The 25,316-nt window shown below is 63.6% G+C and carries 25 protein-coding genes and 2 pseudogenes; 11 read left to right on the top strand and 16 right to left on the bottom strand.

Annotation, left to right across the window (positions count from 1 at the left end; genetic code table 11):
* Positions 1–5: 5 nt before the first annotated feature.
* A complete protein-coding gene (gene alaC / locus PF66_RS00130) occupies positions 6–1,223 on the bottom strand; it encodes an alanine transaminase (protein ID WP_017905281.1) in 1,218 nt (405 codons plus the stop codon).
* Between the two features lie 161 nt (positions 1,224–1,384).
* Between alaC and PF66_RS00125 the strand changes: the two genes are divergently transcribed.
* On the top strand, positions 1,385–1,870 hold the full coding sequence (locus PF66_RS00125) for a GyrI-like domain-containing protein (protein WP_054061601.1): 486 nt from the start codon (positions 1,385–1,387) through the stop codon (positions 1,868–1,870).
* A gap of 370 nt (positions 1,871–2,240) precedes the next feature.
* On the opposite strand, the gene PF66_RS00120 is transcribed toward PF66_RS00125, so the two are convergent.
* Positions 2,241–3,458, bottom strand: coding sequence for a hemolysin (locus PF66_RS00120; RefSeq protein ID WP_054061600.1), 1,218 nt, complete (start codon positions 3,456–3,458; stop codon positions 2,241–2,243).
* Positions 3,459–3,803: 345 nt separating this feature from the next.
* Between PF66_RS00120 and PF66_RS00115 the strand changes: the two genes are divergently transcribed.
* The 3 genes from PF66_RS00115 (at position 3,804) to PF66_RS00105 (ending at position 5,945) form a co-directional block, all read left to right on the top strand.
* Positions 3,804–4,148 (top strand): YciI family protein, encoded by a 345-nt coding sequence (locus tag PF66_RS00115; protein WP_054056515.1) that lies wholly within the window; start codon positions 3,804–3,806, stop codon positions 4,146–4,148.
* Positions 4,149–4,212: 64 nt separating this feature from the next.
* Complete coding sequence (locus PF66_RS00110; protein WP_054056514.1) at positions 4,213–4,704, top strand: SRPBCC family protein; 492 nt, start codon at positions 4,213–4,215, stop codon at positions 4,702–4,704.
* Positions 4,705–4,709: 5 nt separating this feature from the next.
* Positions 4,710–5,945 carry an RNA polymerase sigma factor gene (locus PF66_RS00105; RefSeq protein ID WP_054056524.1) on the top strand — a complete coding sequence of 412 codons (1,236 nt, stop codon included), beginning with the start codon at positions 4,710–4,712 and terminating at the stop codon, positions 5,943–5,945.
* 25 nt (positions 5,946–5,970) lie between these two features.
* Here PF66_RS00105 and PF66_RS00100 read toward each other — a convergent pair whose 3' ends face one another.
* The gene (locus PF66_RS00100; protein WP_054058353.1) at positions 5,971–6,825 is read right to left on the bottom strand and encodes a LysR family transcriptional regulator; all 855 of its coding nucleotides are present in this window, start codon (positions 6,823–6,825) and stop codon (positions 5,971–5,973) included.
* A gap of 89 nt (positions 6,826–6,914) precedes the next feature.
* Between PF66_RS00100 and PF66_RS00095 the strand changes: the two genes are divergently transcribed.
* A complete protein-coding gene (locus tag PF66_RS00095; RefSeq protein ID WP_054058354.1) occupies positions 6,915–7,346 on the top strand; it encodes a multidrug/biocide efflux PACE transporter in 432 nt (143 codons plus the stop codon).
* Between the two features lie 5 nt (positions 7,347–7,351).
* On the opposite strand, the gene PF66_RS00090 is transcribed toward PF66_RS00095, so the two are convergent.
* On the bottom strand, positions 7,352–8,260 hold the full coding sequence (locus tag PF66_RS00090; RefSeq protein ID WP_054061599.1) for a LysR family transcriptional regulator: 909 nt from the start codon (positions 8,258–8,260) through the stop codon (positions 7,352–7,354).
* A 112-nt stretch (positions 8,261–8,372) separates the two neighbouring features.
* On the opposite strand from PF66_RS00090, the gene PF66_RS00085 reads away from it, so the two are divergent.
* Positions 8,373–9,239: an NmrA family NAD(P)-binding protein gene (locus PF66_RS00085; RefSeq protein ID WP_054061598.1), complete on the top strand. Its 867-nt coding sequence runs from the start codon at positions 8,373–8,375 to the stop codon at positions 9,237–9,239.
* Positions 9,240–9,306: 67 nt separating this feature from the next.
* Here the strand turns inward: PF66_RS00085 and PF66_RS00080 are convergent, their stop codons facing one another.
* Positions 9,307–10,065, bottom strand: coding sequence for an SDR family NAD(P)-dependent oxidoreductase (locus PF66_RS00080; protein ID WP_054061597.1), 759 nt, complete (start codon positions 10,063–10,065; stop codon positions 9,307–9,309).
* Between the two features lie 122 nt (positions 10,066–10,187).
* Here PF66_RS00080 and PF66_RS00075 point away from each other — a divergent pair, with 122 nt between their 5' ends.
* On the top strand, positions 10,188–11,111 hold the full coding sequence (locus PF66_RS00075; protein WP_054061596.1) for a LysR family transcriptional regulator: 924 nt from the start codon (positions 10,188–10,190) through the stop codon (positions 11,109–11,111).
* Between the two features lie 34 nt (positions 11,112–11,145).
* Here the strand turns inward: PF66_RS00075 and PF66_RS00070 are convergent, their stop codons facing one another.
* Together PF66_RS00070 and PF66_RS00065 are read right to left on the bottom strand one after the other, a co-directional pair.
* Entirely contained in the window at positions 11,146–12,753 is a 1,608-nt protein-coding gene (locus tag PF66_RS00070) for an inorganic phosphate transporter (protein WP_054058359.1), read from the bottom strand.
* A gap of 151 nt (positions 12,754–12,904) precedes the next feature.
* Positions 12,905–13,927, bottom strand: a complete 1,023-nt coding sequence (locus PF66_RS00065; RefSeq protein ID WP_054061595.1) for a transporter — start codon at positions 13,925–13,927, stop codon at positions 12,905–12,907.
* Between the two features lie 276 nt (positions 13,928–14,203).
* On the opposite strand from PF66_RS00065, the gene PF66_RS00060 reads away from it, so the two are divergent.
* Positions 14,204–15,826 carry a methyl-accepting chemotaxis protein gene (locus PF66_RS00060; RefSeq protein ID WP_054061594.1) on the top strand — a complete coding sequence of 541 codons (1,623 nt, stop codon included), beginning with the start codon at positions 14,204–14,206 and terminating at the stop codon, positions 15,824–15,826.
* Between the two features lie 120 nt (positions 15,827–15,946).
* Positions 15,947–16,390, top strand: coding sequence for a hypothetical protein (locus PF66_RS00055; protein WP_054061593.1), 444 nt, complete (start codon positions 15,947–15,949; stop codon positions 16,388–16,390).
* Between the two features lie 98 nt (positions 16,391–16,488).
* Here the strand turns inward: PF66_RS00055 and PF66_RS00050 are convergent, their stop codons facing one another.
* Both PF66_RS00050 and PF66_RS00045 read right to left on the bottom strand, forming a co-directional pair.
* Positions 16,489–16,797, bottom strand: coding sequence for a PepSY domain-containing protein (locus tag PF66_RS00050; protein ID WP_054057925.1), 309 nt, complete (start codon positions 16,795–16,797; stop codon positions 16,489–16,491).
* 305 nt (positions 16,798–17,102) lie between these two features.
* Complete coding sequence (locus PF66_RS00045; RefSeq protein ID WP_054061592.1) at positions 17,103–18,242, bottom strand: glycerophosphodiester phosphodiesterase; 1,140 nt, start codon at positions 18,240–18,242, stop codon at positions 17,103–17,105.
* A gap of 225 nt (positions 18,243–18,467) precedes the next feature.
* Here PF66_RS00045 and PF66_RS00040 point away from each other — a divergent pair, with 225 nt between their 5' ends.
* Positions 18,468–18,794, top strand: coding sequence for a DUF2025 family protein (locus PF66_RS00040; protein ID WP_054061591.1), 327 nt, complete (start codon positions 18,468–18,470; stop codon positions 18,792–18,794).
* Between the two features lie 18 nt (positions 18,795–18,812).
* Here PF66_RS00040 and PF66_RS00035 read toward each other — a convergent pair whose 3' ends face one another.
* From PF66_RS00035 to PF66_RS00015, 6 genes and pseudogenes are all read right to left on the bottom strand, one after another.
* Entirely contained in the window at positions 18,813–19,136 is a 324-nt protein-coding gene (locus PF66_RS00035; RefSeq protein WP_054057928.1) for an antibiotic biosynthesis monooxygenase family protein, read from the bottom strand.
* Positions 19,133–19,843, bottom strand: a complete 711-nt coding sequence (locus PF66_RS00030; RefSeq protein ID WP_054061590.1) for a CTP synthase C-terminal region-related (seleno)protein — start codon at positions 19,841–19,843, stop codon at positions 19,133–19,135. The genes PF66_RS00035 and PF66_RS00030 overlap by 4 nt, the downstream gene beginning before the upstream one ends.
* Positions 19,844–20,005: 162 nt before the next feature.
* Positions 20,006–20,440, bottom strand: a pseudogene (locus PF66_RS33765) (methyl-accepting chemotaxis protein); the annotation flags it as partial.
* A 114-nt stretch (positions 20,441–20,554) separates the two neighbouring features.
* Positions 20,555–21,322 (bottom strand): annotated as a pseudogene (locus PF66_RS33760) (PAS domain-containing protein); the annotation flags it as partial.
* 178 nt (positions 21,323–21,500) lie between these two features.
* Positions 21,501–22,583 carry a diguanylate cyclase gene (locus tag PF66_RS00020; RefSeq protein WP_054061588.1) on the bottom strand — a complete coding sequence of 361 codons (1,083 nt, stop codon included), beginning with the start codon at positions 22,581–22,583 and terminating at the stop codon, positions 21,501–21,503.
* Positions 22,584–22,753: 170 nt separating this feature from the next.
* The gene (locus tag PF66_RS00015) at positions 22,754–23,368 is read right to left on the bottom strand and encodes a TetR/AcrR family transcriptional regulator (RefSeq protein ID WP_054061587.1); all 615 of its coding nucleotides are present in this window, start codon (positions 23,366–23,368) and stop codon (positions 22,754–22,756) included.
* A gap of 196 nt (positions 23,369–23,564) precedes the next feature.
* Between PF66_RS00015 and PF66_RS00010 the strand changes: the two genes are divergently transcribed.
* Entirely contained in the window at positions 23,565–24,614 is a 1,050-nt protein-coding gene (locus PF66_RS00010; RefSeq protein ID WP_054057933.1) for an MBL fold metallo-hydrolase, read from the top strand.
* A 105-nt stretch (positions 24,615–24,719) separates the two neighbouring features.
* Here PF66_RS00010 and PF66_RS00005 read toward each other — a convergent pair whose 3' ends face one another.
* Positions 24,720–25,049: a helix-turn-helix domain-containing protein gene (locus tag PF66_RS00005; protein ID WP_054057934.1), complete on the bottom strand. Its 330-nt coding sequence runs from the start codon at positions 25,047–25,049 to the stop codon at positions 24,720–24,722.
* Positions 25,050–25,316: the final 267 nt, after the last annotated feature.

Genomic DNA, 25,316 nt, shown 5'->3' with positions numbered 1-25,316 from the left:
GCGGATCAGCCTTCGGCTTTCTTCACCAGGCCATCGGCGCGGAACATCGTGCGAATCCCGCGTACCGCCTGACGGATACGGTCCTGGTTCTCGATCAGGGCGAAGCGCACGTGGTCGTCGCCGTATTCACCGAAACCCACGCCCGGCGAGACACAGACCTTGGCCTCGGCCAGCAGCTTCTTGGCGAATTCCAGCGACCCCAGGTGCGCATAGGCTTCGGGGATCTTCGCCCAGACATACATCGAGGCCTTGGGGTTCTCGACCATCCAGCCCAGTTCATGCAGGCCCTTGACCAGTACGTTGCGACGTTGCCGGTACTGCTCGGCGATATCCCGCACGCACTGCTGGTCGCCTTCCAGCGCGGCAATGGCCGCCACCTGCAACGGGGTGAAGGTACCGTAGTCGTGGTAGCTCTTGATCCGCGCCAGGGCGCTGACCAGCTCGGGATTGCCGACCATGAAGCCGATTCGCCAGCCGGCCATGTTGTAACTCTTGGACAGGGTGAAGAATTCCACCGCGATATCCTTGGCGCCCGGCACCTGCATGATCGACGGCGCCTTCCAGCCGTCGTAGACGATATCGGCGTAGGCCAGGTCGTGGATCACCAGCACGTCATACTGCTTGGCCAGGGCGATCACCCGCTCGAAGAAGTCCAGCTCGACGCACTGGGCGGTGGGGTTCGACGGGAAACCGAGAATCATCATCTTCGGCTTGGGGATCGAGCCGCGAATGGCCTGTTCCAGTTCGGCGAAGAAATCGACACCCGGCACCAGCGGCACCGACCGTACCTGGGCACCGGCGATCACTGCGCCGTAGATATGGATCGGATAGCTCGGGTTGGGCACCAGCACGGTGTCGCCATGGTCGAGGGTGGCGAGCATCAGGTGGGCCAGGCCCTCTTTCGAGCCGATGGTGACGATGGCTTCGCTTTCCGGGTCGATCTCGACGTCGTAGCGGTCCTTGTACCAGTGGGAAATCGCCCGGCGCAGCCGTGGGATGCCCTTGGACGTGGAGTAGCCGTGGGTGTCTTCGCGCTGGGCGACGGTCACCAGTTTTTCGACGATATGCGGCGGAGTCGCGCCGTCGGGGTTACCCATGCTCAGGTCGATGATGTCCTCGCCACGGCGGCGGGCGGCCATCTTCAGCTCGGCAGTGATATTGAATACGTAAGGGGGGAGTCGATCGATGCGCGCAAAGCGGCGCGGCGAACCTTGGTCTGCCATGTTGGCCTCTGAGACGTAAGCGCCCGGAACCGTCCGAGCGACGTTGGCCACTGCGGTGGCCTGCGCGGCAGAAGATAATGGCGCTGATGGCACTCTGTCCAGAGTCTTTTTTACTTCTATACTGCGACGCGGCTTCCTTTCTCTGACGGAGATCTGTACCCATGGATGATACCTCGCGCCCTGTATTGGCACCGCCACGCTTCGAGCATGGCCACTTTCAATTGATCGCAGGACTGGGCGGGCGCTTCAACGCCGATACCTCGGCAGCCATCCCGGATCTTTGGGATGCCTTCGTACCGCATATCGGAAATGTGCCGGGCCAGTTGGGCGACGAGACCTACGGTATCTGCTGCAATCCCGATGGCAAGGGCGGCTTCGAGTACATTGCCGGCGTCGCGATCAGCAGGCTCGACGATCTGCCCGAACTCTATCGTTGGGTCGAACTGCAGCCCCAGTATTACGCGGTGTTCGAACACCATGGCCCGCTTGCGACCCTGAAACAGACCTTCGAGGCCATCTGGCAGCAGTGGTTGCCCAACTCCGGGCATACCGCAGCCGATGCGCCGGAATTCGAGCGCTACAGCGCCGACTTCGATCCGCAGGCCGGTACCGGCAAGGTGGAGGTCTGGCTGCCGATCCGCCACTGACCTGCGCCTTCGCCCGGTTGATCTGCGCGGCGCTATTCCCGCTCCTTCTGCGTTCTGGTTTCGCGCCAGAAGTCGAGGTAGAAGGTGACGACGCCAAAGACACTGATGCCGATCAGCACCGTCAGACCAATCTGGAAATTGCTCATGGCTGGACTCCGCAAAACACCGCATCAGGCGGCGACCTGCAGAGAAATAGTGGAAAACCGGCGCGAGTGATATCGATTATACGGAAGCTTTACGGGGCGCTCGCGCAATAATACGGCGCGGATATGAAACGCCCCGAAAGTGCTGCCCGCGACCGTCTGCCCCGATCGAGACCGCCGGTGCCGAGCCTCCGGGCATCCGTTGGAAGACCGGAGGCGGTGCCGGTTCAGCGTCCGTGACAGCGAATGACCGCCGAGTGGGTCGCATAACGCCCGGATATCAGGATCTTGCCGTCGGGTTGCAGTTCCAGATGGGAGAAGTAGCTGGTGTCCCCCGGAATGCGGTTGACGTGGCTGATGCCCCGGTCGCCAAAGCCACCATCCACTTCACCATTGCCCTGGTGACGCATCAGCCAGGTCTGGCCGCCATTGTCGACATGACCGACACTGAGGATCATGCCGTCTTCCTGGATGAGGGTTGCCAGACACGACCCGATGCCGGGGAAGGCGAGCGGGCTGCCGGCGTTGAACCCGGGGTCCAGCGTGCCCTCTGCGGTGCTGCGTACCAGCAGGGCGACATCCTCCGAGCGGTTGGCCGAGCCGGCTGCGACGATTTTCTGGTCTGGCTGTACGGCCACGGCGAAGAACGTCGCGTTGCCTTCGCTGATGGATTCGAATTCCAGATAGCCCGCCTCGCCGAAGCGGGTGTCCGGCAGGCCGGTGCTGCCGTAACGCATCAGTACGGCCCGGCGGCCGCGGCGACCGGCGATCACCAGCCCGCCATCCGCCTGGAGCGCCAGTGCCTCGAAGGCGATGCCGGCTTCCCGTGCGGTGACCACGCCACAGGTTCCGAAACCGGGATCGTAGTTGCCGCTGCTGTCCAGGCGCACGATGACGTCTCTTTCCCCTTCGCCTGCGGCCTGACTCTTCAGCAGCAGGAGGATATGGCCGTCCGCCTGCAGGACGAGCCGGTGCCCACGGCCGGTCCACGGCGCCCGGTAGGGCAGCTGGACTTCGCCGTTGTCGCCAAAGGCCAGGTCCCGTTCGCCGGTGGGCGCAAGGCGTGTGCAAAAGGCCTGCTCACCATCGCGGAAGTTGCCGAGTATCACGAAGTTTTCCTGGTCGTCCTGCACCGCATGGATCAGTGCACGGCCCGCTCCGGGGAAAGGTGTAGCAAAATGACGATAATAAAAACCTTCGGGTTCGAAGTCGGCCAGCATTATATCGGTGGGCTCATCGTCATGAACGCCGATAAACAGATGTCGGCCATCGCGTTGTAATAGCGAAGTGCCGACGAAGCCGGGTCCCGCCTCCGAGAAGATCACGATGCCGTCCCGGTGTTCGCTGAACTCCAGATCCAGCGTGCCAGGCCGCTTCGGCAGTTGTGGGACGCCGGTTGGCGAGGGGAATGGGGTGTCGTTCGAAGTCCGGTTTCTGATGTCCATTTATCATTGAGTCCTTTCAATTCATTAATTGATCGCCCCGCTGTTCTTTTAAAACAGCAGGTGCGGATTCATTTAATGGCTGAACGGGAAGTTTGCCCAGTGCTCAAGTTTTACAGTTGATGAGTAACTGATCTCATATATATGGCCATGCTGATATTCAGGTAGGAAACAGCCTGAATGTGGCGGTGGGAAGATTCTCCGGCAATGGCTGGCGTGCGGTTTTTTCAGGCCTTTGTCGATCTGCTCGTCTTTCGTTCGACTAACAGGTGTCCGTACCAGGTGCAGGGCATTTCGCCAAACCTGGAAAAACAGCCATAGTTGTTCGACCGTCCGTGGAGACTTCCCATGAAATACCTGTGCCTGATCTACAGCAACGAAGAGGTGCTGCACACCCATCCCGACAGCCCCCGGGACCCGGAGTGCCTGGCCTACGCGCAGTCGATCCGCGACAGCGGACGCATGCTCGCGGCCGAGCCGCTGGAGCCGGTGCATACCGCGACCACCGTGCGCATGCGTGGCGGCAAGCTGTCGATCACCGACGGGCCGTTCGCCGAAACCAAGGAGCAATTGGCCGGTTTCTACCTGGTCGAGGCCCGTGACCTGAACGAGGCGTTACAAATTGCCGGGAATATTCCGGCGGCCCGTGTCGGCAGTGTTGAAGTCCGCCCGGTTCGGGAGTTGAATCTCTGAAACGCCGCCGGGATGCCGAGCCCTATGCGGCGATCCATAACAATAAGGAAACAGGAGCCCCGTCATGAGCAGCCTGCCGCTTCAACCGATGCGCGCGGATTACGAGCTATCCATCAGCCGCTTGCTGGAGGCGCCACGCAACGAGGTGTTCCGGGCCTGGACCGAACCCGATCTGCTGGCCCGCTGGTGGGGGCCGCACGGCATGACCACGCCGATCTGCGAGATGCAGTTGTGGGTCGGCGGCCTGTTCCGCACCGTCATGCGGGCACCGGATGGCAGCGAGTATCCCTACCAGGGCGTGTTCCTGGAAATCGCCGCGCCCGAGCGGATCGTCTTCACCGATGCCTTCGCCCCTGGCTGGACGCCGACCGGCAAGCCGTTCATGACGGCGCGGATCACGCTGCAGGAAGCCCCGGGCGGCACCCTTTATACCGCCAGTGCGATGCACTGGAGCGCGGCCGAACGCGACAGCCACGAGCAGATGGGTTTCCATCAGGGCTGGGGCGAAAGCCTCGACCGGCTGGCCTTGCTGCTCGCGCAGGGGCTGCCGGATTGAGCGAAATCACCCAGGGCATCAGGCAGCGGGTCGAGTCGGTCTATCGGCTGGAGTCGCGGCGGATTCTGGCGACGCTGATTCGTCTGCTCGGTGATTTCGACCTGGCGGAAGAGGCTTTGCACGAAGCGTTCTTCGTCGCTGTCGAGCGTTGGCAACGCGACGGCGTACCGGCCAATCCGCGAGCCTGGCTGGTTTCCACCGGGCGCTTCAAGGCCATCGATACCCTGCGTCGGCGGGCGCGTTTTGCCGCCTCCCAGGAGCGTCTGATCGCCCAGGCCGAACAGCTCGAACAGGCCGAATGGGAGGGCGAGGACCTGCAGGATGACCGGCTGCGCCTGATCTTCACCTGCTGCCACCCGGCGCTCTCGGCCGATGCCCAGGTGCCGCTGACATTGCGCGAAGTCTGCGACCTGACCACCGAGGAAATCGCCCGGGCGTTTCTCTCGACGCCCTCGACCATCGCCCAGCGGATCGTCAGGGCCAAGGCGAAGATCCGCGATGCGCAGATTCCCTACCAGGTACCGACCCTGGGCGAACTGCCCGAACGCCTGGATAGCGTGCTGCGGGTGATTTACCTGGTGTTCAATGAAGGTTATTCGGCCTCCCGGGGCGCCAGCGCGACTCGGGACGAACTGACCGGCGAGGCGATCCGCCTGGCGCGGCTGTTGCTGGAGTTGCTGCCGGACCCGGAAGTCATGGGGTTGCTGGGGCTGATGCTGCTGCACGAATCACGGCGTCAGGCACGGGTTTCGGCCAGTGGCGAACTGGTTTTGCTCGATGTCCAGGATCGCACGCTGTGGAATGCCGAACTGATCGCCGAGGGTTGCAACCTGGTCGAGAGGGCGCTGGCCTCCGGCCGATTCGGCCCTTATGGGCTGCAGGCGGCGATCGCGGCGGTACATGCCGAGGCGGCCAGCGCGGCGGACACCGACTGGGCGCAGATTGTCGGGCTTTATGACCTGCTGCTACGGGCCGTGCCGTCGCCGGTGATCGAGCTGAACCGCGCGGTGGCGGTGGCCATGCGCGATGGGCCGCAGGCAGGGTTGCTGCTGCTGGAGCGGATACTCGGGCGCGGCGAGTTGCAGGATTATCACCTGGCGCATTCGGCGCGGGCGGAGTTCTATCGGCGGCTGGGGCGCCTGGAGGAGGCGCGCGAGGCCTATGGGCGGGCGCTGGAACTGACGCAGCAGGAGCCCGAGCAGCGCTTCATCCGCGGGCGCCTGGCGGCATTGGGGAAGTAGGGTTGCCGGGGCTGTTCGCGGCCGATCACTCCAGCATCTTTTCCAGCAACCAGGTGCCGGCCGGCCCCGGCGGATGCAGGCGCGACCAGAGGGCATCGACCGCCACCGGCCTCGGCCAGCCGCGTACCTGCAGTTGCACCAGTGAGCCTGCGGCGAAACGCTCCACCAGCCAGCGCGGCAACGCTGCCCAGCCGACGCCGCGCTGGGCCATCTCCAACAGCATCAGGTAGCTGGATGACGACCAGACCCGCCCCAGGGCACGGTCTTCGTAAGGATTGACGATGCTGGTCAGGCGCAACTCACGGTGCTGGCGCAAGGCGCTCTGATCAACCTTGGCCAGGCTGGCCAGGGGATGGCCGCGATGGACGAACACGGCGAACTCGGTGCGCTCATCCACTGTGGCGCTGCTCAGGTCCGGCGGGTAGCTGTCCAGCTTTTCGGCGAAGCCCACCTGGGCCCGGCCCTGTTGCACCAGTTCCACCACGTCGGCGCATTCGGCGATCAGGCACTCCAGCTCCAGGTCCGGATAACGTGCAGCGAACCCACTGAGGGCGGCTTCGAAGCGATCGGACTGGTAGGTGTCGGAAATCACCACGGTCAGCTTCGGCTCCAGCCCCTGGGCCAACTGGCTGGCGGCCATTTCCAGTCGATTGCTGGCGGCGAGGATGTCCTCAGCCTTGCGCAGCATCACATGGCCGGCCGCTGTCAGGCCGGGTTTGCGGGTGCTGCGGTCGAACAGCTCCAGGCCGAGGTCGATCTCCAGGCCGGCTACCGCCGCGCTGATGGTCGACTGGCTTTTGCCCAGCTTGCGCGCGGCGGCGGAAAAGGAGCCAAGGGTGGCGGCCTGGACAAAGGCCTGGAGCACTTCATTGGAGGCCATGAACTATCGTCTTGCTCGATGGTAATTGACTTTTAGTATCTGTGTTGGTGGCGATAATCACAAGCCTCGACATTCCGGGGGAGCCCGCCATGAGTACCAGCAAGTCCCTTACCGAACGCGTTTTCCAGGCCATTGGCTTCGAATTGTTCGCGGTGCTGCTATGCACCCCACTGTTTGCCTGGGTGATGGCCAAGCCGTTGCTGGACATGGGCGTGGTGACGGTTGCCAACTGCCTGCTCGCCCTGGGTTGGAACGTGCTGTTCAATGGCCTGTTCGACCGGCTGCTCGAGCGCCTGGCCCTGGCGCAGAATGGCTGGACCCGGTTGTTGCACGCGGTGTTGTTCGAGGGTGGGCTGATCGTGGTGAGCGTGCCGCTGATCGCCTGGTGGCTGGAGTTGAGCCTGCTGTCGGCGCTGTTGCTGGATATCGGCGTGCTGCTGTTTTTCCTGCCGTACACCTACGTCTACCACTGGGTCTACGACCTGCTGCGCGAGCGGCTGTTGCAGCGGCGACTGGCCTGAGCGGTTCAGCGCGAGCTGATCTCGATGATGAAGTCGAGAAAGGCCCGGACCTTGGCCGGTGGCAGGTGCCGCGACGGGTACAGCGCATACAGCGGGAAGCGTTCGTCGGGCCAGTCGGGGAACAGTTCCACCAGCCGGCCCGACGCGAACATCGGTTGCACGCCGAGGTCGAGTACCTGGGCGATCGCGTAGCCGGCCTCGCAGATGCTGTGCAGGGTACCGACATCGTTGAGCACCAGCCGTGCGTTGTTGCGTACATCGAGCCGCTGACCGCCACGGTGGAATTCCCAGGGAAACGGCCGGCCGGTCTCCGGGTCGCGGAACGATACGCAGACATGCCGCTCATCCTCCATCTCCAGCGGTGTCAGCGGCCGGCCATGGCGCTTGAGATAGGCCGGCGCGGCACAGGTCAGCACCCGCACGTCGAGCAGCTTGCGCGCCACCAGCGACGAGGACGCCGGGTGGCCGAACCGCACCGCCAGGTCGAAGCCGTCGGCGACCACATCACCCAACTGGTCACGGGTGTAGAGCTCCAGTTGCAACTGCCGATGGCGGCTCATGAATTCGCCCAGTGCCGGACCGAGGATCAGCCGGGAGAAATAGGGATCGATATTCACCCGCAGGCGCCCGCGTACGCTGCTGGCACTGCCGCTGGCGTTGTGCGCGGCTTCTTCCAGACCGGCCAGCAGCGGTGCGATTTCCTCATAGAGGCGACGGCCTTCGTCGGTCAGTTTGACCGAACGGGTGGTGCGATCGAACAGGCGGATGCCCAGGCGCTTCTCCAGTCGCGCGATCGCCCGGCTGACGCCGGAGGGGGTCATGTCGAGGCTGTCGGCGGCCTTGGCGAAGCTGCCGCTGTCGACCACGGCACTGAGGACGCCCATGCCGCTGGCCAGGCTGGAGTCGAAGCTCATTGATGATTTCCTGTCACTGATCCAATGACATCCATGCTATCGGAGAATGACTGTGCGCTGCGGATAATTCTTTCCACCGCGACAGACGTCGCTTCTCGCTGGAGGAAATTCTATGTATGCAGTCATGGGCACTACCGGTCAGGTCGGCGGCGCCATCGCCCGTCATTTGCTGGCGGCCGGGCAGCCGGTGCGGGCCCTGGTACGCAACGCGGCCAAGGGGCAGCTGTGGGCCGCGCAGGGTTGCCAGGTGGCAGTGGCCGAGGTCGATGATGTGCGGGCGATGGCCCAGGCGTTCAGTGCCGCCGAAGGTGTGTTCGTGATGCTGCCGCCGACTTTCGACCCGACCCCTGGCTTTCCGGAAGCCCGGCAATGGGTGGAAAACCTGCGTTCGGCGTTGGAGCGGGCGCGCCCGGCGAAGGTGGTGTGCCTGTCGACCGTCGGTGCACAGGCAAGCCGGCCGAACCTGCTCACTCAGTTGCAGATCCTCGAACGGGGCCTGGCCGGCCTGGATCTGCCGGTGACGTTCCTGCGTCCGGGCTGGTTCATGGAGAACGCGCTGTGGGACGTGCCGGCGGCCTTGGAAAGTGGGGTGATCCCCAGCTTCCTGCAACCGCTGGACAAGCCGGTGCCGATGGTCGCCACCGAGGATGTCGGTCGGCTGGCGGCGCAACTGCTGCAGGAGAACTGGAGCGGCCAGCGCATCGTCGAGCTGGAGGCGGCACAGCGGGTGACGCCGAACCAGATCGCCGCCGGCTTTGCCGAACTGCTGGGCAGGCCGGTGCGCATGGAGGTGGTTCCCCGGGAGAGCTGGCAGGCGCTGTTCAGCGCCCAGGGCATGAACAACCCGTTGCCGCGGATGCAGATGCTCGATGGTTTCAACGAGGGGTGGATCGAGTTTGCCGGGGCGTCGCGCAAGGGGCGGGTGGAGTTGCTGACGGTGCTCCGGGAGTTGCTGCAGCGCAGTGGTGTGGTTGGCTGACAGGAGTCGTTCCGAGGGCCCCTTCGCGGGCTTGCCCGCGAAGGGGCCTGCCGGCCCCATGCAGAACCTACAGGAACATCCCGCCCGAAGCCTCGATCCGCTGCCCATTGATCCACTGCCCACCGTCCCCCAGCAGCAGCGCGATCGCCCCGCCGATATCCTCCGGCAGGCCGGCCCGGCCGAGTGCGGTGACGCTGGCGACGAAGGCATTCAGTTGCGGGTTGTCACGCACCGAACCACCGCCGAAATCGGTCTCGATGGCGCCGGGGGCCAGCGAGTTCACGCTGATGCCCCGGGCACCGAGTTCCTTGGCCTGGTAGCGGGTCAGCACCTCCATCGCGCCCTTCATCGCCGCGTAGGTGCCATAACCCGGCAGGCTGAAGCGGGCCAGGCCGCTGGAGATGTTGATGATGCGCCCACCATCGGCCATCAGCGGCAGCAGTCGCTGGGTCAGGAAGAACGGGCCCTTGAAGTGGACATTCAACAACTGGTCGAACTGCTCTTCCTGGACGTCGACGAACAGTCCGTGCAGGCCGACGCCGGCATTGTTCACCAGGAAATCGAAACGCGGCTGGGCGAAGGTGCCTTCGAGTACCGCGGCCACGCGTTCGGCGAAGGTCCTGAAGCCGGCGACGACACCGACATCCAGCTGCAGCATGGCGGCGCGTGCGCCGAGCCGTTCGACCTCGGCCGCCACGGCCTGGGCCTCGTCCGCCCGGCTGTGGTAGGTGCCGATGATGTCCACGCCGCGGGCGGCGAGTTGCAGCGCGGTATTCCTGCCCAGGCCGCGGCTGGCGCCGGTGATCAGTGCGATCTTGCGAGTCATGTCGTATTCCTCGGGTGATGGGTGAGTGTTGGAGAAAGTTTATTTGTCCGTCTGGCAGGCGATAAACTGAGGGAAAACGGAAACACTGATCGCTCTGTCCGAACAATCGGAGTCGCCCTGCCATGAACAAGCTGGAGTTGCTGCGCACCTTCATCCGCGTCACCGAGCTGTCGAGCTTTACCCAGGCCAGCGAGAGCCTGGGGTTGCCCAGGTCGAGTGTTTCCGAGCATGTCCAAACCCTTGAGGACCTGCTGGGCACGCGCCTGTTGCAGCGCACCACGCGCAAGGTCCAGGCGACCCAGGACGGCCTGGTGCTGTACGAACGCAGCAAGGAACTGCTGTCCCAGGTGGATGAGCTGGAGGGGCTGTTCCGCCAGGATGCGAGCCTGCTCGGCGGGCGTATCCGCTTCGACATGCCCAGTGCCATGGCGCGACGGGTTGTGATGCCGCGTCTGCCGGAGTTCATGGCCCGGCATCCGCGGATCGAACTGGAGATCAGCAGCACCGATCGCCGGGTCGATCTGCTCAGCGAAGGCTTCGACTGCGTGCTGCGGGTCGGTGCGCAACCGGATCAGACGGTGGTGGCGCGGCCTGTGAGTTCGCTGCCGGTGGTCAATTGCGCCAGCCCCGCCTATCTGCAACGGCATGGCATGCCGTCGAGCCCGGAAGATCTCGTCGGCCATCGGCTGATCCACTATGTCGGCGTGCTGGGCTCGCGGTCTTCGGGCTTCGAGTACCTGCACGATGGCAAGCTGATCCAGGTCCCCATGGCCGGCAGCGTCACGGTCAACGGTATCGACTGTTACGAAGGCGCCTGCCTCGGCGGCCTGGGGCTGATCCAGGCGCCGTTGCTGGGGATGGCCCGGCACCTGGAACGCGGCGACCTGATCGAGGTATTGCCCGGGTTTCGGCCGGCGCCGCTGGACGTGTCGCTGCTGTATGCCGGGCAACGGCACCTGCCACGGCGGGTGCGGGTGTTCATGGACTGGCTGGTGCAGGTACTGCATGACGCCTGTGAGGGCGTGAAACGACAAACCCCACCTTGAGGGTGGGGTCTGCGGGTGGAGCCTGAAGGCGGGTTCAGAACAGCTGGGTGAACAGCCAGTACAGGCTGCCCGACAGCAGGATCGCCGCCGGCAGGGTCAGCACCCAGGCCATCGCCAGGTTGCGGATGGTCTTCATCTGCAGGCCGCCGCCATTGGCGACCATGGTCCCGGCCACCCCCGAGGACAGCACATGGGTGGTCGATACCGGCAGGCCGTACATGTCCGCCGCGCCGATGGTCAGCATCGCGACCATTTCCGCCGAGGCGCCCTGGGCGTAGGTCAGGTGGCTCTTGCCGATCTTCTCGCCGACGGTGACCACGATCCGCTTCCAGCCGACCAGGGTGCCGAGGCCCAGGGCGATGGCCACGGCGATCTTCACCCACAACGGGATGAAGCGGGTGGCGCCGTCGATCTGTTGCTTGAACAGTTGCAGCTTGCCCTGGGTGTCGGCGTCGAAGTTGCCGACCTTGTTCTTGTCCATCAGGCGAATGGCTTCGGAACTCAGGTACATGTCGTTGCGCACGTTGCCCATGGCCTCGGCGGGTACCTTGGCCAGTGAGCCATAGCCTTTCACCTCCTCACCGATCCGGCCGGTCAGGGCGGCCAGGGCCGGCACCAGGTCCGGCTTTACCTGTTGGGTGCGGATGTATTCGGTGAGCACCGGACGCGGATCGGCCGGGGCGGGTTGCGGGACGGCCTTGACCAGGGCGGCCTGGGTCACTTCGGCCACGGCGGCGAACTGCAGGGCCTGTTCGGCCGGCATGGTGCGGTTCAGCGCGTAGGCCATCGGCAGGGTACCGACCAGGATCAGCATGATCAGGCCCATGCCTTTCTGCCCGTCGTTGGAACCATGGGCAAAGGACACGCCGGTGCAGGTCAGGATCAGCAGGCCACGGATCCACCACGGTGGTGGCTCGTTGCCCTTGGGCGCCTTGTACAGCGCGCGGTTTTTCACGAACAGGCGCAGCGCCACCAGCAGCAGGGCGGCCAGGGCGAAACCGATGAGCGGGGAGAACAGCAGTGCGTAGCCGATCTTGGTCACCTGGCTCCAGTCCACGCCGCTGGTGCCGTCGCGGCCGTGCATCAGGGCGTTGGCCACGCCGACGCCGATGATCGAGCCGATCAGGGTATGGGACGACGAGGCCGGCAGGCCCAGCCACCAGGTACCGAGGTTCCACAGGATGGCGGCGATCAGCAGGGCGAAGATCATCGCGAAGCCGGAGGACGAACCCACTTGCAGGATCAGTTCCACCGGCAGCAGGGCAATGATGCCGAAGGCCACCGCACCGCTGGACAGCAGCACGCCGAGGAAGTTGAAGCAGCCGGACCAGACCACGGCGAAGTGCGGCGGCAGCGAGTGGGTGTAGATCACGGTGGCCACGGCGTTGGCGGTGTCGTGGAACCCGTTGACGAATTCGAAGCCCAGGGCGATCAGCAGGGCGACGCCGAGCAGCAGGAAGGGCGTCCAGGTGGTCACCACCGTGCCGAGTTCGTGCATGTCATGCACGAGGCTGTAGGCGGTGAACAACAGGCCGACGGCCAGCAGCGCGAAGAAGAGGACGGCGGTGAAGACGTGGGGTTTGCTTTCCAGCTGCGGCCTGCCGTCGCTGGCGGAGGCAGCAGTCAATGAAGGGGTAGCCATGCCTGAAATCCTGTTTGGGAACGGGTATCAGTCATGATCATTGCTAAATGTTACAGAGAGGCTGCCACAGATCAGTATCCGTGGATTTTACCGGGCCGATGGTCTGACAGGCTGCCGCCAGGATGAGCGGGTACACACTGAACCCGGGGGCTCAGTAATCCTGGCGCTTGCGAAACGCCCAGCGTCCGGCCAGCAGGGTGAAGGTCGCCACCAGCGCCACCAGAATCCAGAACCCTTCCGGGTCGCCGGCCAGCGGGATGCCACCGACGTTCATGCCGAAGAAACCGGCGATGATGTTGATCGGCAGCGCCAGCACCGTGACCACCGTCAGAGTGAACAGGCTGCGGTTGGTCTGTTCGTTGACGGTGGCGGCGATCTCTTCCTGCAGCAACTTGATCCGCTCGCCCAGGGCCTCGAGGTCGCTGAGGATCAGCGAAAACTCCTCGGTGGACTTGCGCAGTTCCTTGACGTCCTCCTTCTGCAGCCACTGTGGCGGGCGGTTGAGCAGCCGCAGCAGCGAGCCCGGCTCAAGGGCCAGCAGCCGTTGCAGGCGCACCAGCACCCGGCGCATGGCACCCAGCTCCGCGCGGTTGATGGTCAGGCGCTGGGCGAGCAACTGGTCCTCGATCTGGTCGACGCTGAGGGTGGTCTTGCGCACGATCTGGGTCAGCACTTCACCCTGGTCGCGCAGCAGGTGCACCAGCAGTTCCAGCGGCGAACGGAAGTGTTCGCCGGCCTTGACCGAGGAGCGCAGCTTGTCGACCGAGTGCAGGGGCTGCAGGCGGGCGCTGATCAGCAGCTTGCTGCGTGCGCAGACCCAGAGTGTCGAGACATCCGAGGAGGTCATGCTGCCAAGGTTGAACACCACGTCGTTGACCACCGCCAGCAGGGCGTTGTCGACATGTTCGATGCGGGTCGAGCGTGAGCCTTCGTGCAGGGCTTCGAAGAATTCGTCGGGCAGCGACAGATGGGTGGTCATCCAGCGTTCGCAGGCCGCGTGGGCGAGGTTCAGGTGCAGCCAGAGAAACGCTTCGTCGTCCTCGGGGTTCTGCAGGTAGCGCAGGGCGGTGGCGGAGTCGATTTCCTCGCCGCGCTCGCCGGCGCGAAAGCGAAAACCGTAAAGCAGGCCGAACAGGTCCGGATCGCGGTGACTTTGGTCAAGGCTGTGGTTCATGGAGGCTCGCTGAAATGAAGCGCCCGAAACATTTTTTTACAGGTTCGCTTGAGCCGCATCATCTCAGGGCGTTTTGACATTTTTGTTACGGATTGACGTGCACAATCGCGGCCCATGACCGGTGGTCGGCTCGACTCAAGCGCCGTGCCGGTGCGCCGATGGCGAAGGTGTAGGCTGCGGCGTTTTGGGCCACAAGCCACGATGTCGCTGACAGGGATGTTTTGACTGTTCGCACTCCTGATCGGAGTGCCCAATCCCTGTCCAGAGATACCCACGATGTTGCAGAAATCCTTGAGAGCCCAGATTCTCGCGCTACTGAGCGGCAGCCTGTTGGCGATGCTGTTGATCGCACTGACCTGCTTCCACTTCCTGTCCAACGGCATACGCGACTATCGGGAGCTGATCGGGGGGCCGTTGCTCGCGTCGCAACTGGTGGACGAGGCCAACCTGCGGTTCAAGGAGCAGGTGCAGGAATGGAAGAACGTCCTGTTACGCGGCAAGCAATCCCAGGACCTGAACCAGTACTGGCGCCAGTTCGAGGATCGCCAGCGTGATGTGCAGGAGATTCTCGGCCGCCTGGCGGCGCAGCCGGCTATCGACAGCAGCCTGAAGGCCCAGGTCGAAAGGCTGCGCGAGGAGCACCGCCAGCTCGGTGTCGCCTACCAGAAGGGCCGTGATGCCTACGTTGCCAGTGGCGCCGATCCGAGTGCCGGCGATCAGGCGGTCAAGGGCGTGGACCGTGCCACCAGCGAGCAGATGAGCGTGCTGGTCAGCCAGTTGCGCAAGGCCGGCGATGCACAGTCGGCCGCCATCAGCGAGGCCGCCGGGCGCACGGTCTGGAGCGGTATCGTGGTGATGCTGGTGTCGGGTCTGCTGATCGCGCTGCTGAGCCTGTGGCTGGTCAATCGCAACCTGGTCGAACCGATTCGCCGCCTGATCGACTATGTGGCGCAACTGAGCCATGGCCAGTTCGCCGAGCGCGTGGCCGCCGACCGCCAGGATGAGCTGGGGCGTCTGGCCGTTGCCGCCAATACCCTGCGGGACTTTCTCGCCGATACGTTCAATCGCCTCAAGCTCAGCACCGCCAACCTGGACAGTGCCAGTGGCGAACTGAACGCGATTGCCGGCCTGATGGCTACGGGTACCCATGAGCAGTTCGAACGGACCGACCAGGTGGCGACGGCGATGACCGAGATGTCCGCCACGGCCCAGGAAGTCGCCCGGCACGCCGCCGCTGCGGCCGGCGCCGCCGACGAAGCCGACCGCTCGGCCCAGCAGGGCGAACTGGTGATGCGGTCGACCATCCAGACCATCACCCGCATGCGCACGGAAATCTCCACGACCGCTACGGTCATTCGCCAGCTGGAAAGCGACAGCGGGCGGATCGGCAAGGTGCTTGAAGTGATCCGCGGGATCGCCGAGCAGACCAACCTGCTGGCGCTCAACGCGGCCATCGAAGCGGCACGGGCCGGCGAGGCCGGACGTGGTTTCGCGGTGGTGGCCGATGAAGTTCGCAGCCTGGCCCAACGCACGGCCGCGTCGATTCTGGAAATCAACCAGATCATCCAGTCGGTGCAGACCGGGGCGGTGGACGCGGCCCAGGCCATCGAGGGCGGCCAGGCCCGCAGCGACGAAAGCGTGGAGCAGGTGACCGAGGCCGGCGCGATGCTCGAGCGCATCACCGCGGCCGTCGAGGCTATCCGTGACATGAACCGGCAGATTGCCACGGCCGCCGAGGAACAGACGTCGGTGGCCGAGGATATTTCCCGCAACCTCACCGAGATCACCGCGATTGCCAGCACCAACCTGGACAACGTCAAGCGCACCGAGGCGGCCAGCACCAACCTGCACGGTCTTTCGGGGCAATTGAACGAAGTCACGGCCAGGCTCGGGGCCTGAGCCTTATCCTGGCGTCGCGGTTGTGTATCGGGATGCTGACCAACGGGATACAGGATAGGTCTCAAACCGGCCAATCTTCTGTCGATGATGGGGTATCACCACCTCGATAGGGTATTTCCCATGGTCAGCATCACCTCGGTCACCATCACCCCAAGCCTGTCCACCCGTACCGCCACCCAGGCAGCCAGCAGCGACGACAGCACGACGACCGGTACTGTCGCGGCCAGCACCACGGACACCACCAAGACCGCTGGGACCCAGGCGGCCGCAGGCGGTGGCGCGGCGGGCAGCGGCGACAGCTCCAGTTCGGAGTCCGATACCGTCAAGGCGCTGCGCAAGCAACTGGCCGAGTTGCAGAAGCAGTTGCAGGAACAGGAGCAGCAATTGCAGAAGGCCCAGGCCAGCAACGACAGCGACGAAGCCAAGGCGACTGCCGTGGCCACCGCTTCGGCTCAGGTCGCGACGATTTCCGCCTCGATCCAGACCGTCACCGCGGCCTTGACCCAGGCGCTCCAGGAGTCCGGCAGCAGTACGTCGGGCGGTACCGTCAACACGACCGCCTGAGTGCTTGGACAGCATCTCCCGGGGTTATGGGAGGATGAAAACGAACAAGCCGCACGTTCCGGGTGGAACGCGCGGCTTGTGATTCACGGGGCGGACGATCAGCTGTCGCGCTTCTCCTGCAGGACGGCGGCGCTCTTGGCGTCGAGTTTGACTTCCCACTTCACGCCGTCGGCGGCCTTGAGTTCGACTTCATAGACATAGCCACCACTGGTGCCATGGTCCAGTTCGGTGTCGGTGATGGTCGCGCCTGGGTACTTGGCCAGGGCGGCCTGGTTGAGCTTGTCGAAGTCGGCGATCGCACCGGATTTCAGCAGCCCGGGAATGTGGTCCGGACGGACATCGGCCGAAGCGAAGCCGGCAACGAGAGTCAGGGCGGAGGCGGTCAGCAGGGTCGAGAGGGCTTTCATCGGGGGATTCCTTGTCTGGATGATTTCAGTGGGGTCAGCCTAAGTGTTGCAACTTAATTCACCCTTAAATTGACCCCCTGTTCTTGCTGACTGACGATTGCGTCGTTTGTTCAATCGCGCGTAGAGCGCGCCTTTCAAGCGCCAGGCGCAGGCGGCGCCACAGTACCAGGCGGTGACCGGCGCCTCGGGCGTCAGGATCACCTGATGGGCGGAGTGGGCATGGGGCGCGGTGGCCCCAGCTCACCGTGGATCAGGGCGTAGTCACGCCCCAGCCAGAGGACGCCGTTCCACTCGCGGCCCGTCACTCAGTAACCGTTGGCCTCGAGGATTTGCGGCACGGTTTTCGGCGAGGCACGCTTGAAGTACTTGAGCAGTTCGGAGGCGCGGTTGGTGAAGATGCCATCGACACCGGCGTCCATGACCTTCTTGAAGTCCACCGGTTCGTCGACGGTATAGACGTGAACCAGCAGGCCTTTATCGTGGGTCAGCTGGTTCATCCACGGTTTGACCAGGTCGGAGTAGCTCTGGTCGCCGCCATGGGTCAGTTCGGCCGACGGGCCGGTGCCGATGGCGCCATTGGCCTTGGCGAAGTCCACCCACTTGATGAACTCGGCCTTGTCCTTCGGTTCCTGCTTGGCGTAGTAGGCGGCCTTGGTCTTCTCGCCGGAGTCGGCGAAGCTGACGTTCGACTTGGGTTCGATGCTGCCTTCGCCGACCCACAGCAGGAGAATCTTCGGCGTGTTCGGCATTTCCTTCTGCAGCAACTCCAGGCTGCTCTTCTCGAAGGTCTGCAGGATCACCCGGCCGGCGCCCTGGCCGACCTGTGGCTGCTCCTTGGAGTGGACCTTGTCCGGGCCGAGCAGGCCACGTTCCTGCAGCTTGTTCTTGAGGTCATGCTCGATACCGGGGAACTGCTTGGGTTCCTTGGTCTCGATGTACAGGCCGGGGCGATGCCTGGGGTTGGCCTGGGCGATGTCGATGATCTGGTCGAGGCTGAGAATCTTCAGGCCGACATAGGACGGCCGCGCGCGCTCGGGGTAGGCCTTGTTGAACCAGCTGCCGGCGTCCAGGGTTTGCAGCTCGGCCCAGGTGAACTCGTTGGCCGGGCTGTCCTTGCGTTCGGGGAACTTGCTGGCGACGTCGGTGGTGCGCGACAGGTTGTTGTCATGCAGGGCGAAGATCACTCCGTCCTTGCTGCGCTGCAGGTCCATTTCCAGGTAGTCGGCGCCGAGGTCGCGGGCCAGGGTGTAGGAGGCCGCGGTGGATTCGGGGGCATCGAAGGACGCGCCACGGTGGGCGATCACCGCCGGATGGGGAATCCCGGCCTTGGCCGCGAGCTCGGCCGGGGTGGTGCCGGCTTGTGCCGTGTCCAGCCCCATGGCCAGCAGCAGGCTCATGAACAGAGCGCTTTTCTTGAAGGTGGCGGCGCTGAAGGTGACAGGCATTGCGAATTCCTTTCGTACGGAGTGAAGGCCCTCTTTTAACAACTGAATGCTTCAAGTGCTATCGCGAAATGGCTGCAAGAGCCGGTTGTGTCGTTTTTTCGACACAATCAGGACGATTTTGCAGTAGGCTTGAGCGACAGTTTCCCCTGTAGAAGGAAACGCGCTGCCCACCTTGTGTGTAAACCATCGACCCATGGGCCTTCGGGCTCGCCAGTGAGGTTTACCATGCGCATCACTTCCGAACTCATCTGTCAGGCCGCCGACCAGCTCAAGGGTTTCGTCGGCCTGAATCGCAAGACCGGCCAGTACATCGTGCGTTTCAGCGAGGACTCCTTCGGCATGGACGTGGCCGACGACGGGATCATTCCGGCCAGCGAATTCGTCTGGCTACCGGCAGGGCAGGAGGCCATGCGTCTGGCCCGGGAGCGGATCCAGTTGCTGCTGGAGCAGAACATCGACCAGCGGATCAACATCACCGAGCCGTTGCGGGTGTACATGCGGCGGGTGGACATGCCCCAGATCGCCGCATTGCGCCGGGTCGTGCCGGGCTGAGACGACCCGGCGACCGGCTCAGCGATCGAAGCGGTAGGCGCGTTCGACCTTGCAGACGCGCGTCTGGCACGTCTCGTACCAGGTCGAGCGGCCGCGCTCGCGGATTTCGCTGTGCTCGGCATGCTGCTTCCAGGCCAGGATCGCCGTCTCATCGCGCCAGTAGGAAACGGTGATGCCCAGGCCGTCATCCCCCCGCGCCGACTCGACACCGAGAAACCCCGGCTGCTCGCGAGCCAGGTCGAGCATGCGCCGGGCCGCTTCGGCATAGCCCTGGTCGCCTGCGGTACGCAGGGAGGTGAAGATCACCGCGTAGTAGGGAGGCTGGGGCGTGCTGGCAATCATGCGTGTTCTCCGGCACAGGCGCTCAGGAAGGCACTGACCAGGGGTGGCGCGATACCTTGCAGGGCGGCCCGCTCCGGCTGGAACAGCGTCGCGACGAAAAACGGATGGTTTGCCAATTCGACGGCCCGCAGTTCCCCCCTGTCGTCGTGGCCGGCGGCTTGCAGGTCGGTGTCGAGCAGCGCCGCTTCGAAGGCCGGGTTGATGCCGTAGCGGCAGTGATAACCCTCGTGGGTTCGCTGGCTGGCATAGGCCCTGGCGATACGCGAGCCTTCGACCAGGCGGATGCCGTCGGTGGCTTCCACCAGGGAGCAGCTCAGCGCCGAGATCACCGCGCGCGGCGAATCCGGCGCTTCCTCACCGTGCTGCGCGTCGTCCCAGCCGAGCACGTGACGGGCATATTCGAGAATCGCATACTGGAAGCCGGCACAGGTGCCGAGGTAGGGGAGTCGTTGTTCACGAGCATGGCCAATGGCAAGCAAGGCGCCATCGAGGCTGCGATACGGGCTGGCGGGAACGCACCAGATGCCGTCGAAGCCTGCCAGATCGTCCGCGGTCTCGATGCTGTCGGTCGCCACCCAGTGGGCCTGTACCTGCAGGCCGTTGGCCTGGGCGGCCAGTTGCAGGGCCACGGGGATGGCCTTGTGGGCCGTCACTTGCGGGTCGTGATCGCCGACCAGGGTAATCTTCAGGGCGGGGCGCAGTTCCATGGGCTTCTCCAGCTTGTCGGTCTCTGCGCCGGACTATAGGTCTGCCTGTTCGCCAGCAAAATAGGCATTCGCTCAAGTGAACAATGCCGCTGTGCAATCAAGTCGCGGGACGACGCGACAGGCACGCCAGGTCATCTGCCGATGTCCTGGCGTGTCGGGTGCTCAGTGCACCCTGTCGTTGGCGAACATGCTGACCGCCTGTACGGCATTGCTCGCCCCGTCGCGGATCTGCAGGATCACCGTACCGGCCTCGTCCGCCAGGCCGACGCCCTTGGACGCCCGGTCGCGGGTGCCGTTCATGCTCTGGATGGCCTGCTGGGTTTCGCTCTGGATCATGCCGATCATGCTGGATATCTCGGCGGTGGAGCCGCTGGTACGTGCCGCGAGCAGACGGACTTCATCGGCCACCACGGCGAAGCCGCGACCCTGCTCGCCGGCCCGGGCCGCTTCGATCGCGGCATTGAGGGCCAGCAGGTTGGTCTGCTCGGCGATCCCGCGAATGGTGTTGACGATGGCGGTAATCTGTTCCGAGCGCTCGCCCAGCTTGGCGATCAGATTGGACGAACCTTCGATGTTCGAGGCAATCTCGCGCATTTCGCTGGCGGCCTGCTGGATCACTTCGGTGCCTTGCTCGGCGACCCTGCGGGTCTCCACCGAGATGTGATAGGCCTGGCTCGCGCTCATGGCGTCCTGGGCATGTTTCTCTTCCCGCCGGGTCACGTCCGAGGCGAACTTGACCACCTTGCACAGTTTGCCGCTGGCGTCGTAGACCGGGTTGTAGGTGGCTTCGAGCCAGACGCTCTGGCCACGCCTGGTCACGCGTTCGAACTGGCCGCTGAAGAATTCGCCCTGGTTCAGGCGGCGCCAGAAGTCCTGGTAGTCGCTGCCGCCGACAGTGGCCGGGGTGCAGAAGATCCGGTGATGCTTGCCCTGGATTTCGGCCAGGCTGTAGCCCATCAGGTCGAGGAAGTTCTGGTTGGCGCAGATCACCGTTCCGTCGGGCTTGAACTCGATGGCGGCCATGGCCCGGTCGATCGCCTGCAGCTTGCCGTTGGCTTCGCTTTCCTGCTGGATCTTGGCGGTGACGTCCATGGCGTACTTGACGATTTTCACCGCCTTGCCGTTCTCGTCACGGATCGGGTTGTAGCTGGCTTCGAGCCAGACGCTCCGGCCATCGGCGGCGACCCGCTCGAAAGTGCCGGACTCGAATTGGCCGGCCTTGAGGCGTGACCACAACTGGCTGTATTCGGCACTGCGAGCATAGGCTGGCGAGCAGAACATGCGATGGGGCTGGCCGAGCACCTGCTCCTGGCGATAGCCCATGGTCTTGAGGAAGTTGTCGTTGGCGCGCAGGACGATGCCGTCGAGATCGAATTCGATGACGGCCATGGAGCGGTCGATGGCCGCGAGCAGGTGGGCCTGTTGGTCGATGGTTTGTTGCAGGTCTTGCAGGGCTTTCTTATGGGCTGCAAAAAACATGGCATGAGAACTCGGAGAGAGGGGAGATCTATCCCTTTCCAGGCCCGGCAGACCCTTGGGGGAAGGGCGCCGGTGGCCAGCGTTCCATGGATGGCACTTTGCCTTATATTCTTATACAAAATAGATTGGTCTTGTACAAGAATCCGCCGTGTGGTTCTTTGCAGTAGCCGAATGGCGCTCAGGCGGAGCTTGCCAGGTACTCGTCCGAGGATTCGGTATTTTCACCGTCGGTGCTGTTGACCTTGTTGCGCCCGGTATTCTTGGCGATGTACAGGGCCTTGTCGGCCTCGTTGAGCCAGGCACCGGCGTCCTTGAAACTAGCCCGGAAGGGCGCCAGGCCGATGCTCAGGGTGACCCGCAGCTCCGGTATTTCCTCGCTGCGCAAGTTGGTGAAGACCTGGCGCAGCCGCTCCATGATCTCGCTGGCCTGTTCCAGCGACAGGCCCGGCAGGATCACGCAGAACTCGTCACCGCCATAACGCCCGGCCAGGTCGTGTTCACGCAGGTTGGCCTTCAGGTCGCGGCTCAACTGGCGCAGTACGCTGTCGCCGATCAGATGGCCGTAACTGTCGTTGATGGTCTTGAAGTGGTCGATGTCGATCAATGCGATTGCCGCCTGGCAGTGTGTCTGCCGGCACTTGTGGAACTTGATCTGCAGCAGGTCCTTCCAACTGCCGTGATTGAGCAGCCCGGTCAGGCTGTCGGTACGGCTCAGGGCGCTCAGTGCACGCTTGTGGTCGGCGAGCTTGATCGCCACCTGGAAGCTGCCCATGCCGATGACCACCGGGTACAGGATCAACACCGGCAGGCAGGCATAGATCTGGATCTGGGTGGTCACCCCGTTGAACGCCGGAGTAAAGATCAGCCAGGAGACGAGGATCCCCAGCAACTGCGCGAGCAGGCCCCTGAGCATCAGCCGCGGGCCGCCAGCGGCGACGTTGTGCATGGTCATCAGCGCGAGCATGTTGACCGTGACGAGGGGATTGAACTGGATGGTCGCCGCCCAGAAACCACCCATCAACGAGTCGATCAGGATGTTGCGTCGTTCCGCCCGGTACGGATAGTGGGCGTGTCGGGCGATACGATAGGCCACATGCGGCCAGATCACGGCGTTGAATGCCAGCAGGGCCCAGATCCAGATTGGCATCGACAAGGGGGCGAGTGCGGCGATGATGCTGAAGCAGCCGACGCCTACGCCTATCATGCGGGGCAAGTAGATGCGTCTGGCAAATGATTGCCCTTTGCCTCGATGGATTTCCATAGGTCTCTGCGTCACTTATTTCTTTGTCGGAACACAGGCAATGTGTTCGGCACGGAAGCGCTATTCGTCTGATAAGCAGGATGAATATTGTCGGGGATTCCGTAAAGAATAATCAGTGTCCTTCCAAGCCATTTCTAGGGTTTGGCAGGTGATTTGGCGGGGCGTGTCGGCTATTTGACGATTTCGTAGCCGGAAAGGAACAAATCCAGCGCCGATTCTATGACGCGTGTCTGTGTCGCGGTATCCAGCGGTGGCTGGCCGAGGGAAATCTGCGGCCAGAAGGCGAAGGCCTTGAGCAGGCCGTAGATCTGGTGAGTGGCGAATTCGGGGTCGACCGCCTTGAGTTTGCCGTCGGCCTGGGCGTCGCGGATCCACTGCTTGAAACCTTCCTCCTGGCTGGCCAGTCGCGAGACCATGTCCTGCGCGCGCTCGGGCGCATGAATGGTGGCTGCGATCGCCACCCGTGCCAGATCGAGAAAGTTGCTATCGTTGAACAGCCGCATCTTGCGCATCAGCATGTCGCGCAGTTGCTCGCGCAGGGGGCGCTGCGAGTGATAGGTCATGTCCATCTGCGCGCCACTGCTGGCCCATAGGCGATGGAGGATTTCGGCGAACAGGTCTTCCTTGCTCTGGAAGTGGTTGTATACCGTACGCTTGGAGACCTCGGCCTTGGCCGCGATCCGGTCCATGCTGGTCACTTCGAAACCGTCGGCGCGAAAGGCCGCGATGGCCGCCTGGATGATGGCTTCGCGTTTACGGTCGGTGAGGCGCAGGGGGACGGTCATGGGCAGGCTTCGGCAGGTCAATAAAAGTTACACTCGGCAGTTTACTTGACGAGTACTTTGGCGCAAGCTAGAAACTACACTGTGTAGTGTAGTTCTTTTCTGCAACTTCGTCCGATCAAGGTTTGCCTGCGGCGGCCCCTGATCTTTCAGCACCTGAGCGTGGGAACTCCTTCGGGTTCCCGGGAGTCACCCTGTCATGACCATTCGTTCGCGTATTGTCGCTGGATCCTCATCCCGGAAAGAGCAGGGCGCTTTTCGCAACCTGGCGCCGACACCCCACGGCGGCCTGGGCAAGACCTTGGGTATCTTCTGGAAAATGACCTTCCAGAAACCGCGCAATACCCGGCCGGCGGGCAGCGTACCGATCCAGGCGCTGAGCCGTGAGCAGTTGCTTGCGGCTGCCGACTTCAGCGTATTCCGTCTCGGCCACTCGACCCTGCTGCTCAAGTTGCACGGCAAGTTCTGGCTGACCGATCCGGTGTTCTCCGAGCGGGCCTCACCCGTTCAGTGGGCCGGACCGAAGCGTTTTCATCAGCCGCCCATCAGCCTGGAAGAACTGCCGCCGATCGAGGCGGTGATCCTTTCCCACAATCACTACGACCACCTCGACCACAAGGCGGTGTTGGCACTGGCGGCCAAGACCAAACACTTCCTGGCCCCGCTGGGCGTTGGCGACCTGCTGGTCAAATGGGGCATCGCCGCGCAGAAGGTGCAGCAACTGGACTGGTGGGAAGAGACGGTTGTCGAGGGCATCCGCTTTGCCGCCACACCGTCGCAGCACTTCTCCGGAAGGACGCTGTTCGACAACAACCAGACCTTGTGGGCCTCCTGGGTGATGATCGCCGATGACGTGCGGATCTTCTTCAGCGGCGATAGCGGTTACTTCGACGGCTTCAAGCAGATTGGCGAACACTATGGGCCGTTCGACCTGACGCTGATGGAAACCGGTGCCTACAACGTCGACTGGCCCCATGTGCACATGCAGCCGGAGCAGAGCCTGCAGGCGCACCTGGACCTGCGGGGACGCTGGCTGCTGCCGATTCACAATGGCACCTTCGACCTGTCGTTCCATGCCTGGTACGAACCCTTCGAGCGGATCCTGGCGCTGGCCTGGGACAATAACGTGTCCATCACCACCCCGGCCATTGGCGAAGCCTTCAACCTGATGCAGCCTCATCGCGGGCGCGCCTGGTGGCTCGAGGTGGAACAGGCCCTGGAGAATGAATCCGCCCTGAGTACTCGCTAGGCGATCCAGGAAACGCCCCTGCGTTCACCCGTTTGCGTCGAAAGCCGGCGGGCCCGACCCGGTGCCCGGCTTGCAGGGCAGGCCGGCAGTGCCGACCTGAATCGATTACTCGATCAGTTCGTAGTCCTGTCGTTCGATCGGGTCCGGTGTAGTGCCGCGAATGTTCATTCCACGGCCGGGTGCAAAGCCTGGGAAGAACACCAGGCCTTCGGCCTCGAAGCGAAAGGCCAGGGCCAATCGGGTGACATCCCTGAGGGAATCGCCCTTCTCGAAACGCTGTACGGCGGCCACCGAGACGCCAGACTCCTGGCTCAACTGCTCGCGACTCCAACCCAGCATCGCGCGGGCTTGCCGGCAGTGCAGCGGGGTGAATTGATGCAGGACCATGCGTTCAACGGTAGTACTCATCACATGATTGGCAGCTTGGCTGGACATGGCGCTCTCCAGGATCGATGGGTTGACTTGAAAGTACTGTGTTTTTGTACAGTTGTTTTCGAGCTGGAGCAAAGGATTTTTCGGCAATCCGACTATCGGTCGCCGGTCGGCACCGAGGAGGCCTGGGTGTCTGATCGGGAGGCTTTTCGATGATGTTGAGGGCTCATTGGCGGGCAAGCCCGCCAATGGCCCACCCATGAAAAAGCCCTGAACCAGGTTCAGGGCTTCGGGTGTCGCGGCCGCTTCGTGCGGAACGAATCAATCCCA

Source organism: Pseudomonas asplenii (assembly GCF_001293465.1).
Lineage (GTDB): Bacteria > Pseudomonadota > Gammaproteobacteria > Pseudomonadales > Pseudomonadaceae > Aquipseudomonas > Aquipseudomonas fuscovaginae_B.
Note: the sequence above shows the minus strand (reverse complement) of the source record. Positions and strands in the feature narration are given on the sequence as shown.